This is a genomic window from Streptomyces sp. NPDC093097 (assembly GCF_044754325.1).
In the GTDB taxonomy this organism is placed as follows: Bacteria; Actinomycetota; Actinomycetes; order Streptomycetales; family Streptomycetaceae; genus Streptomyces.
This window is the reverse complement of record NZ_JBIVOW010000049.1, coordinates 1-15,528: the sequence shown is the minus strand read 5'-3', so window position 1 is coordinate 15,528 and position 15,528 is coordinate 1. Positions and strand designations below refer to the sequence as shown.

The window sequence follows — 15,528 nt, the reverse complement described above, 5'->3', positions numbered from 1 at the left end:
GCGAGTACTTTCTGGGGGCGGCCATGGTCAAAGGTCCTCTCATGAGTCCCATCTGACCCTCTGTCAACATCCTCCGCATCTCGGGGGAACCTCAACCCCAGCCAGAAAGCCGAAACCCACCACACCCGGCCCAGGCCGCCCACCAGGCACCACCCGACCACCCCGCACCCGCTACCCAGCAGGCAAAACACACCCAACACCCAAGAAAAAGAACACCGTTGCAACCGGCAAAGCCGGTCGCAACGGTAAAAAGTAAAGGTAAGAGGTCGCACAGATAGGGCGGTGGGGGCCTCGGCGCGCGTGGACACCGTCCGCTTCGGCCGGATCGACACCCCACTCCTGCGCTCGCGGCCGGGGCTGGACTCCGACGACGCGATCACCGCCGAGGAAGCCGCCGCCTCGGCCCTTTACAACGGAGCGTCCGTCTGTTGGCATGCCGGGGTCGAGAAGGCGGCGAACGCAGCGTCCAGCAGTTTGCCGAGGTCCTCTTGGCCGTCGCTCGCACTCCATTGCCCGAGGACGATCCACAAGATTTCGAGCGCCGCTGCTACGCGAACGTTGGCGATGACCGATGACCCGTCGGTCGAGGGGGTTGCCTTCTGCAGTCGGGCGACGATCTCTGGTCGCCATTCAGTCTGCTTCTCGCGGAGGCGTGCGCACAGGGCTGGGGTCTGCTCGATGAGGCCGAGGATCGTCACGAGTTCCTGGACGTCGCGCACGAGGAACCTCACGGCTGACTCCAGGGCGTTGCGCAGCCTGCTCCAGTCGTCCTGGTTGGCCCGCTCGGCATCGAGCGCGTCAGTGATGACGTCACCGACAGGGTCGAAGACGAACAGGACCACGTCTTCCTTGGTGCCGAAGTAACGCAGGAAGGTGCTCCGCGACACTCCGGCGGCTTTGGAGAGGTCGGCGAAGGTGACCTGGTTGAAGCCGGTGAGGCAGAACCGGTTGAACGCGACGCGGGCCAGCTCTGCTCGCACCGCGTGGCGGCTGATCTCACGGGTACCGACTGGCGCTGCGCTCATGGGGACGAGTGTACTCCGACACACTCGTTTGCTTCTTCGGACACAGGTTCCTAACCTGATACTCAGTGTCAGTCGCGATGCTGAGATTCGCGACACTGTCCCCAGCCGGCGGCCCGGTCACGGGCCGTCTCTTACCGCGATAGGGAGCCACCTCATGAGCTACGAAGACCTTCCCGCCCTGACGATCGACGTCTCGGACGGGGTCGCGACGGTGACAATCGATCACCCGCCGCTCAATCTGATGGACGCGGTCCTCCTGCCGTCACTCCGGGCATTCGTCGCGCGTGTGCGGGACGACGCCGACGTCCGCGTCATCGTCTTCGAGAGCGCTGACCCGGAGTTCTTCGTTGCGCACGGTGACATGGCCTACCTCACCGACCCTGACGCGCTGCCTGCGGCCACTCGCGCTGCGATCGCGGCCGCGCCCGGTTCGACCGTCCCGGAAGGCCTGAACATCCTCCAGGCGATGAGCGAGGAGGTCCGCTCGCTGCCGCAGGTCACCATCGGCAAGCTGGCGGGCTTCGCGCGCGGCGCGGGCAACGAGTTCTTCATGTACCTGGACATGCGATTCGCGGCGATCGGCAAGTCGGGGCAGGGGCAGCCGGAGTCCTTGATGGGGATCCTCCCGGGAGGCGGCGGCACGGTGAACATGACGCGCCTGGCAGGAAGGGCCCGCGCGCTGGAGCTCATCCTCGGCGCCGAACTCGTGGGCGCGGAGCTCGCGGAACGGTACGGCCTGATCAACCGTGCCCTGCCCGCCGCAGAACTCGATTCCTTCGTCGACACCCTCGCCCGACGGATCGCCGGCCTCCGGCCGGAGGTGATCTCCAGCACGAAGGCTGCGGTCGACGCGGTCGCGCAGCCGATTCCGCATGCGGCGTACGCCGTTGAGAACGAGGGCCTGGTCGCGGCGTTCGGCGATGAGGTCACCGAGCTCGCCCACAAGCTGCTCGCCGCTGGTATCCAGACCCGCGAGGGCGAACGGGACCACGAGCGCATCGCCAACAGCATCTGAGTGCCAAGCTCTCGCCCTCCGTGCGCAGAGGCTCCGTGGGAAGAATTCCTCGAACAAGCCCCTTGCCTGACACGCTGAAGGGACGGCAAAGAGACCCGCGGGCGGGTCTCTTTGCCGTCCGGGGCGGTCGGGCCGCCGTTGATCGGGGCGGGGAAACAGGCGATGCCGCGGCAGCCGAGGCTTCCTCAGCGCCCGATCACCGTCGGACCATCGAGGGGCCGCCGGGCCGTTCGCGGACCGCTGGTCAGCGCGGACAACATCCGTTGGGTCACCACTTGATGGCGTTCACCGTGCTGTTGTAGGCATCGGCGGACCGGACGGTGAACTGGACGTTGGCGGCGCGGTCGTAGAAGGTCTGGCCCGGCTGCCAGGCCGCCATGTCCAGCGTGCCGCAGCCTGCTGTCGGCGCCGCGGCGTTGGGGTTCGGCACCACTCTGATCGGTCCCTGGCCGTTCGCGACGGAGGTGTCGACCTTGTAGAGGACAACGCCGGAGGAGCAGGCACCGGAATCGTTGTGGGCCTTCCTGCGTGCCTCGGCGACGTAGGCGGTGGTGGCGCCGGTCTTGACCACCAGCAGCTTGGTGCCGCCGGTGTACTCCACCCCGTTCAAAGCGGCGGTGTTCTGGGTCCTGTTCTGCCACACGCACACGACCTGGTCGTCGCCGGTCCAGCCGAACTTCCAGGAGAGCCAGCCGAAGTACTGCGGGGCGGCTCCGGTCACATGACCCATGACGTCCCAGCCGCCGACGTACCGGTGCTGATCGCCGCTGAAGGCGTACAGGTCGGGTGCCCCGAAGGCGTGCGCGGTCTCGTGGGCGGCCACCTTGTATCCCCAATGCCACATGTCGGTGCCGAACGTCACCGCCGAGCGAATCGTCGTGCCCTTGACGACGATCGGCTGGGAGGGGGTCCAATACCATGCGTGGGAGCCGCTGACCTGGGAGTGGGCGGTGGAGACGATGTAGAACATGTCATACCCGGCCAGGTCGGCGCCGGCGTCGGCCGCGGCCCGCAGCGCGTCGGCCACGTACCGGGAGTGCTGCTGATAGGTGGGGCTGGAGGTGCCGTAGGCGTTGGAGGCGGACGGCATCCGGACCCACCGGTTCACCACCGGTCGCATCTTCAGCCAGGTCTTGCCGTACGAGGCGTTCCACACCCAGTCGGCCGCCGGGGACAGGAGGTTGTAGTAGTCCGCGACATCGCCGGCGCCGGCCACGTCGGGGAAGTCCACGTAGACCACGCCGATGTTCTTGGTGCCGAGGGGATTCAGGAACTGGGTGTAGTTGGTGTTCTGGCCCTCGTTGACCGTCGTTCCCTGGCCCTGCAGCGCGCACGGCGAGGTGCTTCCGTTGACGGCGTGGGCGTGCTGGGCGGGGACGGTGGTCAGGGCGAGCAGGGCCGCGAGGGCGCACAGGGCCGATACGAGGAGTGGGCGCTGCGTTCGGTAGAGCCGGAAACGCATGGCATGTCTGGCCCGAAGTGGGGGACTCAGGCTGCGGTCGATCGGCCGCGATCTTCCTCCCCTACCCGGCAACCGGTTCACCTCGTGCGGCCGACCCTCCGCCGGAGCCCCATCGCGCGGTACTCGCATCTCACTCATGGCGAGACTATTGCGGTCACTGAGAGACAGCCCGGACGTAATGTGGTCAAAACCGCCCCATGGAGTGAAACGGAAGGCGCCCCAGTGCATGACGGAGTCAAGGACGTCCGGTCCATCGGCAGGTTGTGGACGGGCGCAAACGCCTGCGGCTCGTGCTCGATATCGGCTCGCGGTGGTGCGGGAGCGAGCGGAGGTGTGCGCGAACCGGTTGGCGTGGGCGGTCGATGAGGTGTGGAAGGGGACCGCCGTCCCGGTCAGTGATCCGGAGAAGAAGGAGCATGCGACCCGGCCGCCGCTGGGGGAGCGGGCGCCGGCTGCGTACCGGCCGCCGACTGGAGCGGAGTTCAGGCTGCTGGTGGAGCAGCGGGCGTGGGCCGGGCGGTTGCTTGGCATCTACGCCTCGGTCGGCGCGGTGAGCATCACGGCGGGTCTCGTGCTGGTCATCTTCGGCGTCACCCGCGGCGGCAGAGCGGCCCGGCTGGATGTCGGCACGTTCGGCGCGCTGGCCCTGGTCCTGGCCCTGCTGGTGGGCTTCTTCGTCCAAGAGGCGTGCACCCGCGACCTGTTGCTCCGGCTGAACCTCTTGGCCTCCCCGCACCCGTGCGCCGGGACCCCGGCCGCCTTCATCTTCTCCTTCATCGTCAACGAGCTGCTGTTCTTCGCCCCGCTGCACAAGCAGGGCATGCTCGGCTGCTCGCCGTTCCGGTCCAGGCTCGGCGTCCTGCCGGTGGCGTGGTGGCCTTCCTGTCCTGCGTCATCGCACCGAAGATCCTGGCGCGCCAGGGGCAACGGCAGCTGCTCATCGGCGGGTTGACGCTGACCGGTACGGATCAGCGGCGCCACGGCGCGGCGGGCGCCCTGAGCGTCACCGCCGATCGTCATCGCCTCCAGGCCGGCCGAGGAGGCGATTTCCTCGGCCGCCCGCAGTACGCGGGCCAGGGTCGCGGCGCTGCGGGCCTGCCGAGGTTCCCGGTAGGGCGCTGGTTCCTTGGTCATGTCGCGCATGGGATCGGCGGCGGTCTCAGCAGGTCCCTTTGACAAGTGGTGCTCTCCGCATACCCTCATGATGCGAACATCGATTCACATTCACATTCCACTGGGGGTTCGACCATGACCGGCAATCAGACTCTCCCTCCCGTGACGGTGACGCTCAAGGCCGGGCCCACCGGCGCCGGCAGCATTGACGACTTCGAGCTGTTCTACGCCCGCCGCGCCCTGGACCGCTTCCGGACGCGCCTGGGCCGCCAGGGCCTGCTCGACCTCCTGGCCGCGGACATCGAAGAGGGCAACACCTTCCTGCGCGACAGCGCCGTCGCCTCCGACGGCAGCTTCACGGCGGGCACGACGGTGCTCGCGACGCGCGGGCTGACTTCGGGCGAGTTCCTGGCCTGGATGGACAAGGCCTTCTCGGGCGACGAGAAAGCGCTCCTCGCCGCGCACCCCGAGCACTACGTGATGGCCCCCGGGGCCGACGGGGCGTTCAACGTGGTGGAGAACATCGGCCCCCACGTCTGCTCCTTCTACATGGGTGGTTGGGGAACGGACGCGCTGGCCTGGGCCGCGGACGCGGACGAACTCCTCCCCGAGACCGAGTTCCCGCACAAGATGTCCTCGAACCTCTTCCTGGCCGACGGCACCGTCATCGGGCGGGCGCTGACCCAGTTCGGCGACACCGCCGACGGCTTCACCGCACACCTGACGATCTCTGTGCCCACCACGTGCCCGGGGGACGTCCTGGAGCACCACCTGCGGCACTACGCCGTCGAGTTCAGGAACTGGATCGTCGCCGCCGCCGCTGCCCGCGCCTGAGGTACCAGCTGGCGCCGGGGCCGCCCGGCGTCCAGCTGGTAAGCCGCGCGGGCCGCCCACCTGGGCGACACCAGTAGGAGGCCGCCTTGCCGGCCCGCGCCCTCCGGTTGCCGCTGATCCTCGTCCTGGTGCTGGTGTGTCTGCTCGACGCGGGCCTCGTGGGCTACGTGAATTGGCGTCACCCGCCCCTGGGCACCCCGCTGGGCGTGGCTTTCGCGGGGCCCATCTTCCTGGCGACCGTCGTCGGTCAGCTCGGTCAGCTCGGTCGACTCGTCGGGGCGGCCGACACCGTATCGGTGGAGCCCGCAGTTTCGGCGGAAGAAGGATCGGCTGTGCCGAGGAGGTTGGCGTCGTAGTGTTCCGCCCAGGCGTCCCAGAGTTGTCGTTCGCTCCAGCGTCCGCTGTCGTTGCTCATGGGGTTGGCCCCCTCGGCGCAAAGTCGTTGACCGGTACTCCAGTTGCCGTTTGCTGTTTCCCCGGTCAGGGTCGTGCGGATTTCCGTCAGGGTGAGGGCCGCGAGGGGTGATTCCGTTTCTACGGCCCTCTCGCTGTGCCGAGCTGGGCCGTCATCGCCGGCACCTGGACGGGTGCCGTGCGGGCAGTGCTAACATGCCCGCGTGATCATCGAGGTTGACAGACTGTAGCCGCTTCGAAGGCGGCGTTCCCCGGTGCATGTTCACCATGTGTGGTGGGCGTGTTGTACCGCGCGTCTTGGCGCGGGGTCCTTCCGTGCGTGCTGTCACCCTCTCCCTGGGCCGTGAGTCTGGTCACCGGTCCTCTCGTGGAAGCCGTTCCCTTCCTTCCGCACCGTGTGCACTGATCCTCTTCGTGCCCGGTGCGGGGCGAGGAAGGGCGCGCGTGGGTACCGGCGGCGCCGCGCTGGGCGATACCGGGTCAAGCCACGCCGCGCAGTATCGGTCTCCGCACGGAATATGACCGGTCTGCCGCGTCGTGCGGTGCCGTGGGTGTCGTCTCAGCCTTCGAGCCTTCCTTTGAATCTGTTGTTCTCCGTGCGGGCCCGCCCCGGTCGGCTTCGGCCGCCGGAGGTGATCGTGCCTGCCCGCCTGCTGCGGTCCACAACGAGCCCCAAAGGGACCGGTGTTGGCCCCCGCAGCCGGCCGCTTCCCCCATCACGCCTTGATCATGAGGAGAGACACCGGTGCCGCAGACCACGACTCCTGACTTCCCCCTCGACCGCGCTCCCGGCTGCCCTTTCGACCCACCGCCGTATTACGCCGCCCTGCGCGCGCAGGCTCCGCTCGTCCGGGTACGGATTTGGGACGGGCAGACGCCCTGGCTCGTCACCCGTTACGAGGACCAGCGCGCCGTGCTGGCCGACCCGCGCTTCAGCGCCGACCCGAGCAGGCCCGGCTTTCCCGCACCGACCGAGGGCTTCAAGGCACAGGGCCGCCAGGAGGTGCAGGCCCTGAGCATGCAGGACGATCCGGAGCATGCGCGTCAACGCCGCATGCTCATAGGGCGCTTCACGCTCAAGCAGGTCACCGCGATGACTCCGCGACTGGTGCAGATCATCGACGACCTGCTGGACCGGATGCAGGCCGCCGGGCCGCCGACCGACCTGGTCGCAGCCTTCGCGCTGCCCATGCCCTCCTTGGTCATCAGCGAACTGCTCGGCGTCCCCCGGCAGGACCATGCCCTCTTCCAACGCGTGGCCGGCACGATGATCTCCCGGGAGAGCACCGTGCAGGAGTTCACCGCCGCCCGCGCCGAACTCGCCGACTTCCTCGGCGACTTGATCCGGCGCAAGGACGAGGATCCGGGCGACGACCTGCTCAGCTCCCTGGTCGTCACACGCCTGCGCACCGGCGAACTCACTCCCGCGCTCCTCGTCGAAACCGCGATAACGCTGCTGGTCGCGGGGCACGAGACCACCACCAACCAACTCGCCCTCGGCACACTGGTGTTGCTGCGCAACCCCGACCAGCTCGCCGTCGTCCGGGACAGCGACGATCCCGCCCGGGTGGCGTCGGCCGTCGAGGAACTGCTGCGCTACCTGTCCATCACCCAGAACGGGCTCTCCCGGGTCGCCACGGAAGACGTCGAGATCGCAGGCCGGCTCATCCGCGCGGGGGAGGGCGTGATCGTGCCGAACGCCTCCGGCAATCGCGACGCGACCGCCTTCCGCGACCCCGACCGGTTCGACGTCGACAGGCCGGACGTACGCGGACACCTCGCGTTCGGCTACGGCGTCCACCAGTGCCTGGGGCAGAACCTGGCCCGCAAGGAACTCCAACTCGCCTACCCGGCCCTGTTGCGCCGCTTCCCCGGACTGCGCACCACCCTCCCGGACGAGGACATCCGCTTCAAACACGACATGATCGCCTACGGCGTACACGAACTGCCCGTCACCTGGTGACCTGGAACGCCCCGCCGCCTGCGCGCCGTTGCACCCTGTGCGCTCCTCGCCGCCCCTGCTCGGCTCCGCCGCGCGCACCCGGCACGTACCGGGTGCGCAGCCCACACCCGTCCAGAAAGGAATCTATGAACACCCGCCCCGTGCCTGACGACGAACCGCAACGGACCCCCGGAACTCCCACCCGGACCACCGGCCCAGCAGCCCCGGCCGATCCAGAGGCCTCCGCAACTCCTACGGCCTCCACCGCCCCTGGGACCCCTGGGACCCCCGCGACTTCCGAGCCACCCGCGGCCACGGCGGCTCCGGCGGCTCGGGAAAACCGGCCCGCTCCCGTGCCGTTCGACCCGGAAGCGGCAATCGTTCTGGACGGGTTGGGCGACCTGCGCGGCGCCGAGCCGTCGTCACCCGCGGACGTGCCGCGGTGGCGCGCATACCTCGCCGAGACCGCGCCCGATCCCACACTGGAGGAACTGCGCGACGGCGGGAGCTTCGAGGTGGTGGAGCGTGCGGTGCCCGGCCCCGACGGAGCGCCGGACGTCCCGCTGCTGATCGCCCGCCCGGCGGGACTGTCCGACGGCGCACCCGTCATCTACCACCTGCATGGCGGCGGCATGATCGGCGGGACCGGCCGCACCGGCATGCCAGGCATCCTGCGCGAGTGGGCCGCACCCCTCGGGCTCGTCGTGGTCTGTGCCGACTACCGTCTGGCTCCCGAGCACCCGTACCCGGCGGGCGTCGAGGACTGCTACGCGGGCCTGGTGTGGGTGGCACGGCATGCCGCGGAGATCGGCGGCGATCCGGAGCGGATCGTGGTGGCGGGCGGCAGCGCGGGCGGCGGGCTGACCGCGGCCGTCGCGCTCATGGCGCGCGACCGGGGCGGACCACGCCTCGCCGGCCAGCTGGCCATGTGCCCCATGCTCGACGACCGCAACAACACCGCCTCCGCCCGGCAGATGGCCGGCCGCGGCGTGTGGGACCGGCGCGCCAACGAGGTCGGCTGGACGTCGCTGCTCGGCGAGGCCCGCGGCACCGACCGGGTCCTGCCGTACGCGGCACCCGCCCGCGCCACCGACCTGTCCGGCCTGCCGCCGGCCTACATCGACGCCGGCGCCGCCGAGACCTACCGCGACGAGGGCACCGCCTACGCCACCCGTATCTGGCAAGCCGGGGGCGATGCCGAACTCCACGTCTGGTCGGGCGGATTCCACGGCTTCGACCAGATCGCACCCGACACCGCCGTCGCCCGCGACGCCCGCGAGGCCCGCGTCCGCTGGCTACACCGCATCCTCAAGCGGTAACCCCCACCGTTCCCCACCGGCCCGTTCCCCACCGGCCCGGTGGGGGCTGATGCTCTCCGGATAACCGATCATTGCGGAACGAGGTTCGCAGCCGGCGGAGGCATACGAAGGCACAGGTCGAGCAGGCCCTGGCGCAGATCGGCGCGTCGTTCCCAGCGGATGCGGAGCCGTTCGAACTGGGGCAGCCAGGCGAAGGCACGCCAAACTGCCGTCAGGAGGCCAGGCGGAGGCTCCAGCCGGTCGGGCCGGATTCTTCGTCGTGCGTGAAGGTGGAGGTGTACGTCTTGGGCGCCGGGCGTCCGGCGTCTTCCCAGATGGTGAGCCAATTGCGTAGCACAGCCAGGGATGGGGAGTCGGGGCTGACGGCGATGATCGTGCCGTCCTGCTGGAGGACGGCGGCCTTGGTGGGGGTGGAGTGGCCGATCCAGTACGCCCATACCGGTCCACGGCCAGCCGGCCGGGCAGCATCCGCGTTTCGGTGTGCCAACCACACTGCGAGTGAGCTTCAGCAGCACGAGGCACCGGATGCTCGCACATCGGAATCGCTGCTGTGGTCAGGGGCACCGCGATGGGGCGCGGATGCCCCTGCTTCGTCACGCTGCGGCACGGCGGGCGCACCTGACCGTGTTACAGCGGGGCGAACACGGCCTGTCGGGCGGACCATGCCAAGGCGCTCTGGGTTCGGTGGGATAGACCGAGTCGGTTCCAATGGAAGATGACGTGGAGGGCGAGGACATGGCGGAGGCCGCGTTCGAGTCGTCCGGCATAGGCTGCGGCGCCGAGCACTCCGCCTGTGTTGCGGAAGGCAGATACCCAGGTGTCGACTGGGCGGAGGGGACCGCCGGCGGCCAGGTTGGGGCCCGTCGGGGCGGTGCTGGCCTGGAGCATAGTGCGGAGCTGTTGGACCAGTTGCAGGCGTCGTTCTTCAGGGATCTGCTCGGCTGCGGAACGGCCCTCGTCGCTCATGACGCGGACCCAGACATCGCCGGCTTCGTACCATTCCAGGCCAGCGCCGAGCATCATGGCCGAGCACAGGAGAACGGAGAGCTCGCGGCGTCCGAGGGCGATGTCTGGGCGAACGGGCAAGCGCAGAATTTCTCGGCTGTCGGCGATGAACAGTTCGTGAGCGGTATCGATCCCGAGGGCGCCACCGAAGGCCGCGGTCTCCGGTTCGTAGATGCCCGGCCACCATCGCTTCACGTGATGGTGCTCCTGTAGCCGGTCGAGTGCCGCGCTGACGTCGGCTATGGCGGTGGAGCCGGGCCGCGGGTGGAGGCGCAGGCGCCAGCAGGGGTGCTTACGGATGAACCACCAGCCGGTGAGGGAGCCGGCTTTTTGAGCCTGGCTCAGCACGGGTTCCAGGTAGGTGGCTGCGGTGGATTCGGCGGCGGACCAGTCCGGGAATTCGACGAAGATCTGCTGCCAACCGAGCTGGCTGGTCTGGTGCGCGATGGCATCGTGTCCAGCCTGTTGGAAGAGCTCGACCGCGTCCGCCAGGTGTGCCGGATGCATGTCGGCCCGTTGGGCAATCTCGTCCAGGGGGTGACCGGCCAAGACGTCGAGGACGGCCCGGTCGATGGCGGTCAGTCGATCAACAGGCATGCATCCCATCCCGTCTGAGTGATCGGCGCGCCCGCGGTCAACGAGGACAGGGTAAGGGCGCATCCGGCGTTGCCCGTCAGCAGTCCCACGTTCTGGTTGGACGTTGCGCGGATGAGGGTGGTCAGGGTTTCGTCGGACACCGCGTTGTGCGGCGCTCACCGACAGTGGCTGAGATGCGGCCATCGAGCAGAAGCAGATCTCCTTCACGTTGGAGCATGTGGGTGATGTGGGTGATGTGGGTGATGTGGGGAGGGGGTGAACCCCTCCCCACCTTCCGGCGCCGAGCCTTGTGCCAGGACCGGCGGCGGGCAGTGCACCCGGACCCCGGCAGGAGTGCGGAGTAGGGCAGGTCCAGTGGAGCTAGACCGCTAGCTGTTCGGGTTCAGCGGGCACGGCTTGTCGCAGTAGTCCTGACAGACGTGCTTCCGCTCGTCGTGCCGAAGGCCGATCACTTCTTGCCGTTGGGCGTTGCCTCGACCGTTGTTGCGCCTGTCACCAGCGGTCTTCGCCGCCTTGAGGGTGTCCTTGCCCTTGCCCACGATGTCCTTTCGAAGTGGTAGTTCCGCAGTGCGGTGAAGCCCGCACGCAGCCTGTGAATTGCTGGAGTACCTCGGTGGGGATCAGACGCCGGCGGGCTTCGCCGCACAGTGGGCGAGGTAGGCGGTCTGCATCGCCTCGGTGAAGCGCTGGGCGCACCGGTTGCCTTCCGCCTCTCGTGCGCGGGACGCGCCGAAGTGCTCCCAGTAGCGCCGGGCGCCCTCCCGCTCCATGAGCGTGTCCGCCACGAAGCGCAGTCGGCTGCCGCGGAGCAGGCGGAGTCGGTGCCGGAGCGAGAGCACGACCATCTGTTGGTTCTCGCTCAACAGCTGCGCGAACTCCCCACCGTCCATCCCCTTGGGCGCCCAGTCCTGGGAGAGGTCCGGGTTGGCGCGGAGTGACCTGCACGAGCAGCCGCGTGGCCCGACGGAAGTGGTCGCTGATCCGTGCCGCTTCCTCAGGGCCCAGCGGACAGACATCCGGCGGCCGTTGGCGCGGTGCCGGCAGTCCAAGCCTGACCAACAAGCCATCCATCTTCCGGGCAGGGGCGGCGGCGCCAGGTCGGTCGCTGGGGACTTCTTCCAGGGTTGTGATCAAGTCGTCGGGGATCCCTTCGTCTGCGAGGGATCGGGAGAGGACGTGGATAGGCCTGCACTTGGCCACGTCGTTCTCGGTGGCCGGTCGCCTCAGCAGCCCGGCGGGAGTGGCGACGGCGACCATCATGGCCTCGCCTTGTTGGGGATTCGGAACGTGCCCCACGTGGTCTTGCCGTCTTCACTCACGCCCCATGTCCGGGAGAGGACCTTGACGAGGAACAGCCCCCGGCCCGACGGATCGTTGTCGTCCGCCGACCGCATCGTGGCGGGCTCCGGGTTGCCGTCGACAACCTCGACGCGGACCTCGTTGTTGCGGTATCGAACGCGCAGCGAGACGTCCCCTTCGCCGTGCGTGACGCCGTTGGTGACCAGTTCGGAGACACAGAGCACGATGTCCTCCGCCAAGGGGGCACTCACCTTGAGCCACTGCAGAAACGCGTTGGTGATCCGACGTGAGCGGCCGACCCAGACCGTGTCCGGGGCGAACGACACCTCGACGGCGGCGTACGCGGGCCGTGGCGGCCGGCTTGCGGCGACCGGTGCATCGACCGTTGCGACGGTCATTGGGGACCTCCCTGATGGGCGGTGTGGGGAAGCATGCAACGTGCCTCGATTACGAGGGATTCGTCCGTGCCACCGGGCATCTGCCGCCACAGCACTGGCTGCCTGGAAGCCGCTGCCCGAGGGGCCTGCGCAACCACCCCACGGTCTGGGTGACCTGGCGCGACGCCAACGTGTACGCGCATTGGGCGGACAAGGTGCTTCCTAGTGCCCGGCAGTGGGAGAAAGCTGCCTGCGGTCCGATGGGGCGTGCCTGGCCCTGGGGAGAGAAGCCGACGGCCGCGAAGCGCAATACCGCGGAGTTGGGCATTGACTCCGCCGCCCCAGTCGCCCGGTGCCAGTCCGGTGCCAGCCCGTACGGCGTCCATGATCTGTGCGGCGAAGTCTGGGGGCGGTGTTCCACGCTTGGCGTTGACGGGCCCTACCGTCACCAGCTCAAGGGGTCCGCGTTCAGCAGTCCGTTCGAGCGTGCTGCACCGGCACTTGAGAACACAGCGAACAGATCCATGAAGGACAACTACACGGGGTTCCGCTGTGCATCCCCCTCCTGACGCTGTGCCCTGCGAGCACCCTCTGGTCGAACCGTGTTTCGACTGCACGGGGGTAATCGCTGAAAGAGGCGTCATGACTCGGCCTCCAAGACGGGGCCACGCTCCGGCTGGAGGCCAGCTCGCGGCCCCTGGCGGGTGCCACGGACCAGGAGCAGGCGTGCCCCAGTCGCATCGAGCCGTCGCATGCGTTCCAGCGCTATCTTCTTCGGGCCGAGGTGTGAGGGCGCAGGCAGGACGACCCCGTAGGAGCCGGGCACCTGGAGCGCTTGCAGCAGGCCGGTGAATGCGGCGGCTGTCGACGCACAGCGTTCCGTGAACAGGCCGGCCAGCGTCAACTCATGGGTCCGGCAGTATTCGATGACGGTTGCAGTCAGCGCCTGCTGCCGAGCTGGAGAGTGGCCTGCCAGGCGCAGGAAGCCGTAGACGATGGGGCCACTAACCTTGCGCTGCTCGGTGAGAGGTTCCATGGTCTTGACCGCCCAAGGGATCGGTGAACTCTGCCAGTTACACCTTCTCTGCGCGCGAGTACGATGGGAATCAACGGCTGTTCCACTTGTGTCCCACTTCCGTCCCCACGGCTGCACGTGCCGTGCTTCCCTGACGCATGGAAGGGAGAGACGCGTGGCGACCGTTCACGAGTGGACCGGCCTGGAGGCCCGCGCCCTGCGGCAGGCTCTCCGGATGAGCGTCCGCGGCTTCGCCGAGCGCCTTGGCGTTGCGGTCAACACGGTCTCGAAGTGGGAAAAGCTGCTGACCGGGACCAAGCCCAACGCCGACAGCCAAGCCATCCTGGATACCACCCTTGCACGAGCCGACTCAGCGTCGCACCTCCGGTTCGAGACCTATCTCTCGGAGGCGGGACAGGCGCCGGCAGGGTTGAACCGACGGGTGACGATCCCGCGTCCGCGAGCCTGGGAGTATGAAGAGTGGGCGGACGATCTCGAGCGCGCTGTCGTCGCGCTCTCCCGTCAGAAGTTCCGCTATGCGGACGATCTCCTGCACCGTTGGACTGCCCGCTTCCAGCCGTCCGACCTGGATGACCGCGGCCTCTATCTACTTGCCCGCTCCACAACGCTGCTTGGCGATCTCCAGCGTGATCAGGGAGAGGTCCTTGGGCCGCTGTCCGCTCAACGCTCGTACGCGGGAGCACGGTCGATCTTCGCCCAACTGGAGATTCCACGACGCGTCGCCCAACTCGACCTCTCCCTGACTGTGGTAGCGGAGATGGGCGGCGAGCTGGGCATGGCTGCCCGTCGGTACGAGGACCTGGCCGTCGATGATCGCTTGGGGCGCCGGGACCGAGCTCGCGCACGCTTGTGGGTAGGAACGGCCTTGAGCAAGGACGGAAACCACGACTATGCCGCCCGCGTCATGCAGGGCGCCATCCACGAGTTTGAAGACCTATCCGAACCCGACGATTGGTCGGTGGCTCAGCAGAAGCTCGCCTTGGCCTGCCGCGGCGCGGGCGATCTGAACGCAGCCTTGCGGCTGATCGACATCGCTCGTAGTACCGGTGTGGCCGATTCGCCCATGCAGCGAGTGCGTCTGGACACTGCCTACGGCCATATCCTGCTGTCTGACCCCGTCACCCTGGATGATGGGTTCCGTGTCCTCGACGGCGCTCAGAAACTTGCCGCCGAGTTCGGGTTGAGCCATCAGCTCCGAAGTATCGAGGGCATCCGGAAGACGAGCCAGGGGCCACTCGGCCCTCTCCGACCGTAACCAGGGAGACAAACGAGTGACGGACAACCAGCGGGCCATCACCGACGACCAGCGTCAGCGGGCGAAGTTGATCTGGGACTACCACCAGATGGACCATGACGTGCGACCGACTGACGCCGCGATCGGTCTCGGTAGCCACGATTTTGGGGTGCCCGCCTTCTGCGCCCAGCTGTACCGCGCCGGCCTCTTCCCGACCCTCGTCTTCACGGGCGGCCCCAACCCCACCGCGCCGGAACGGTTCCCTCGTGGCGAGGCTGTGCACTTCAGTGAGCACGCTCTCAACCTCGGAGTGCCAAACGAGGCGGTTCTGCTGGAGCCCAGGGCTCGCAACACCGGCCAGAACATCACGTTCTCCAGGGACGTCCTGACCGCCGCAGGTATCAAGCCGGACACGGTAATGCTGATCTCCATGCCCTACATGGAGCGACGCTCCTTCGCCACCGCCCGCAAGATGTGGCCGGAAGTCGAAGTGATCTGTGCTTCAGAGCCACTGGAGTTCGACGACTACCTCAAGAGCATCGGTGACGAGAAGCTTGTCACCGACCAACTCGTCGGCGACCTCCAGCGGGTGATCGAGTATCCAGCGCTCGGGTTCGCCATCGAGCAGGAGGTTCCTGAGGACGTGCATTCTGCGTATGTGTCGCTCATCAATGATGGATTCACCAGCCGGCTCATTGCCGGATGACCCGACTACAGCGGGACGGCTCTGCGCAATCCATCAGCCGAACTTGTTCCCGAGGCTAAGTGGTCGGATCCGTAAATCCTTCGGGGGTTGATCACGCTGCCACCACAGCGGAGGATTCTTCGTGGTGATCGGCGGTGTGCTGGTCGAGCC

The 15,528-nt window shown here is 68.0% G+C and carries 17 protein-coding genes; 8 read left to right on the top strand and 9 right to left on the bottom strand.

Annotated features, from left to right (window positions below):
* Nucleotides 1-407: 407 nt before the first annotated feature.
* A complete protein-coding gene (locus tag ACIQE0_RS38440) occupies nucleotides 408-1,025 on the bottom strand; it encodes a TetR/AcrR family transcriptional regulator (RefSeq protein ID WP_366336296.1) in 618 nt (205 codons plus the stop codon).
* Nucleotides 1,026-1,179: 154 nt separating this feature from the next.
* Between ACIQE0_RS38440 and ACIQE0_RS38435 the strand changes: the two genes are divergently transcribed.
* On the top strand, nucleotides 1,180-2,040 hold the full coding sequence (locus ACIQE0_RS38435; protein WP_366336298.1) for an enoyl-CoA hydratase/isomerase family protein: 861 nt from the start codon (nucleotides 1,180-1,182) through the stop codon (nucleotides 2,038-2,040).
* A 268-nt stretch (nucleotides 2,041-2,308) separates the two neighbouring features.
* On the opposite strand, the gene ACIQE0_RS38430 is transcribed toward ACIQE0_RS38435, so the two are convergent.
* Nucleotides 2,309-3,502, bottom strand: coding sequence for a peptidase M6 (locus tag ACIQE0_RS38430; RefSeq protein ID WP_402340949.1), 1,194 nt, complete (start codon nucleotides 3,500-3,502; stop codon nucleotides 2,309-2,311).
* Nucleotides 3,503-3,812: 310 nt separating this feature from the next.
* Here ACIQE0_RS38430 and ACIQE0_RS38425 point away from each other — a divergent pair, with 310 nt between their 5' ends.
* Together ACIQE0_RS38425 and ACIQE0_RS38420 are read left to right on the top strand one after the other, a co-directional pair.
* The gene (locus ACIQE0_RS38425; RefSeq protein ID WP_402340946.1) at nucleotides 3,813-4,454 is read left to right on the top strand and encodes a hypothetical protein; all 642 of its coding nucleotides are present in this window, start codon (nucleotides 3,813-3,815) and stop codon (nucleotides 4,452-4,454) included.
* Nucleotides 4,455-4,777: 323 nt separating this feature from the next.
* Entirely contained in the window at nucleotides 4,778-5,449 is a 672-nt protein-coding gene (locus ACIQE0_RS38420; RefSeq protein ID WP_402340943.1) for a hypothetical protein, read from the top strand.
* A gap of 256 nt (nucleotides 5,450-5,705) precedes the next feature.
* On the opposite strand, the gene ACIQE0_RS38415 is transcribed toward ACIQE0_RS38420, so the two are convergent.
* On the bottom strand, nucleotides 5,706-5,864 hold the full coding sequence (locus ACIQE0_RS38415) for a hypothetical protein (protein WP_402340940.1): 159 nt from the start codon (nucleotides 5,862-5,864) through the stop codon (nucleotides 5,706-5,708).
* Nucleotides 5,865-6,608: 744 nt separating this feature from the next.
* On the opposite strand from ACIQE0_RS38415, the gene ACIQE0_RS38410 reads away from it, so the two are divergent.
* Nucleotides 6,609-7,826: a cytochrome P450 gene (locus ACIQE0_RS38410; protein ID WP_402340937.1), complete on the top strand. Its 1,218-nt coding sequence runs from the start codon at nucleotides 6,609-6,611 to the stop codon at nucleotides 7,824-7,826.
* Between the two features lie 332 nt (nucleotides 7,827-8,158).
* Nucleotides 8,159-9,124, top strand: a complete 966-nt coding sequence (locus tag ACIQE0_RS38405; protein WP_402340934.1) for an alpha/beta hydrolase — start codon at nucleotides 8,159-8,161, stop codon at nucleotides 9,122-9,124.
* Nucleotides 9,125-9,335: 211 nt separating this feature from the next.
* On the opposite strand, the gene ACIQE0_RS38400 is transcribed toward ACIQE0_RS38405, so the two are convergent.
* The 5 genes from ACIQE0_RS38400 to ACIQE0_RS38380 form a co-directional block, all read right to left on the bottom strand.
* Complete coding sequence (locus ACIQE0_RS38400; RefSeq protein ID WP_402340953.1) at nucleotides 9,336-9,611, bottom strand: hypothetical protein; 276 nt, start codon at nucleotides 9,609-9,611, stop codon at nucleotides 9,336-9,338.
* 140 nt (nucleotides 9,612-9,751) lie between these two features.
* Nucleotides 9,752-10,726: a thiopeptide-type bacteriocin biosynthesis protein gene (locus tag ACIQE0_RS38395; protein ID WP_402340932.1), complete on the bottom strand. Its 975-nt coding sequence runs from the start codon at nucleotides 10,724-10,726 to the stop codon at nucleotides 9,752-9,754.
* A gap of 368 nt (nucleotides 10,727-11,094) precedes the next feature.
* Complete coding sequence (locus ACIQE0_RS38390) at nucleotides 11,095-11,265, bottom strand: hypothetical protein (protein ID WP_366336314.1); 171 nt, start codon at nucleotides 11,263-11,265, stop codon at nucleotides 11,095-11,097.
* Nucleotides 11,266-11,346: 81 nt separating this feature from the next.
* Nucleotides 11,347-11,742, bottom strand: a complete 396-nt coding sequence (locus ACIQE0_RS38385) for a DUF6082 family protein (protein WP_402340928.1) — start codon at nucleotides 11,740-11,742, stop codon at nucleotides 11,347-11,349.
* Between the two features lie 240 nt (nucleotides 11,743-11,982).
* Nucleotides 11,983-12,423 (bottom strand): ATP-binding protein, encoded by a 441-nt coding sequence (locus ACIQE0_RS38380; RefSeq protein WP_366336318.1) that lies wholly within the window; start codon nucleotides 12,421-12,423, stop codon nucleotides 11,983-11,985.
* 14 nt (nucleotides 12,424-12,437) lie between these two features.
* On the opposite strand from ACIQE0_RS38380, the gene ACIQE0_RS38375 reads away from it, so the two are divergent.
* Nucleotides 12,438-12,971, top strand: coding sequence for an SUMF1/EgtB/PvdO family nonheme iron enzyme (locus tag ACIQE0_RS38375; RefSeq protein ID WP_366336320.1), 534 nt, complete (start codon nucleotides 12,438-12,440; stop codon nucleotides 12,969-12,971).
* Nucleotides 12,972-13,042: 71 nt separating this feature from the next.
* On the opposite strand, the gene ACIQE0_RS38370 is transcribed toward ACIQE0_RS38375, so the two are convergent.
* Entirely contained in the window at nucleotides 13,043-13,438 is a 396-nt protein-coding gene (locus ACIQE0_RS38370) for a hypothetical protein (RefSeq protein ID WP_402340924.1), read from the bottom strand.
* A gap of 154 nt (nucleotides 13,439-13,592) precedes the next feature.
* Between ACIQE0_RS38370 and ACIQE0_RS38365 the strand changes: the two genes are divergently transcribed.
* Together ACIQE0_RS38365 and ACIQE0_RS38360 are read left to right on the top strand one after the other, a co-directional pair.
* Nucleotides 13,593-14,693, top strand: coding sequence for a hypothetical protein (locus tag ACIQE0_RS38365; protein WP_366336324.1), 1,101 nt, complete (start codon nucleotides 13,593-13,595; stop codon nucleotides 14,691-14,693).
* Nucleotides 14,694-14,709: 16 nt separating this feature from the next.
* Nucleotides 14,710-15,378, top strand: coding sequence for a YdcF family protein (locus ACIQE0_RS38360; RefSeq protein ID WP_366336326.1), 669 nt, complete (start codon nucleotides 14,710-14,712; stop codon nucleotides 15,376-15,378).
* The last annotated feature ends 150 nt before the right edge of the window (nucleotides 15,379-15,528 follow it).

Coding starts and splice junctions, on each gene's coding strand:
- ACIQE0_RS38440 (WP_366336296.1), bottom strand. CDS start 1,025: ATGAGCGCAGCGCCAGTCGGTACCCGTGAGATCAGCCGCCACGCGGTG.
- ACIQE0_RS38435 (WP_366336298.1), top strand. CDS start 1,180: ATGAGCTACGAAGACCTTCCCGCCCTGACGATCGACGTCTCGGACGGG.
- ACIQE0_RS38430 (WP_402340949.1), bottom strand. CDS start 3,502: ATGCGTTTCCGGCTCTACCGAACGCAGCGCCCACTCCTCGTATCGGCC.
- ACIQE0_RS38415 (WP_402340940.1), bottom strand. CDS start 5,864: ATGAGCAACGACAGCGGACGCTGGAGCGAACGACAACTCTGGGACGCC.
- ACIQE0_RS38395 (WP_402340932.1), bottom strand. CDS start 10,726: ATGCCTGTTGATCGACTGACCGCCATCGACCGGGCCGTCCTCGACGTC.
- ACIQE0_RS38385 (WP_402340928.1), bottom strand. CDS start 11,742: ATGTCTGTCCGCTGGGCCCTGAGGAAGCGGCACGGATCAGCGACCACT.
- ACIQE0_RS38380 (WP_366336318.1), bottom strand. CDS start 12,423: ATGACCGTCGCAACGGTCGATGCACCGGTCGCCGCAAGCCGGCCGCCA.
- ACIQE0_RS38375 (WP_366336320.1), top strand. CDS start 12,438: ATGGGCGGTGTGGGGAAGCATGCAACGTGCCTCGATTACGAGGGATTC.
- ACIQE0_RS38370 (WP_402340924.1), bottom strand. CDS start 13,438: ATGGAACCTCTCACCGAGCAGCGCAAGGTTAGTGGCCCCATCGTCTAC.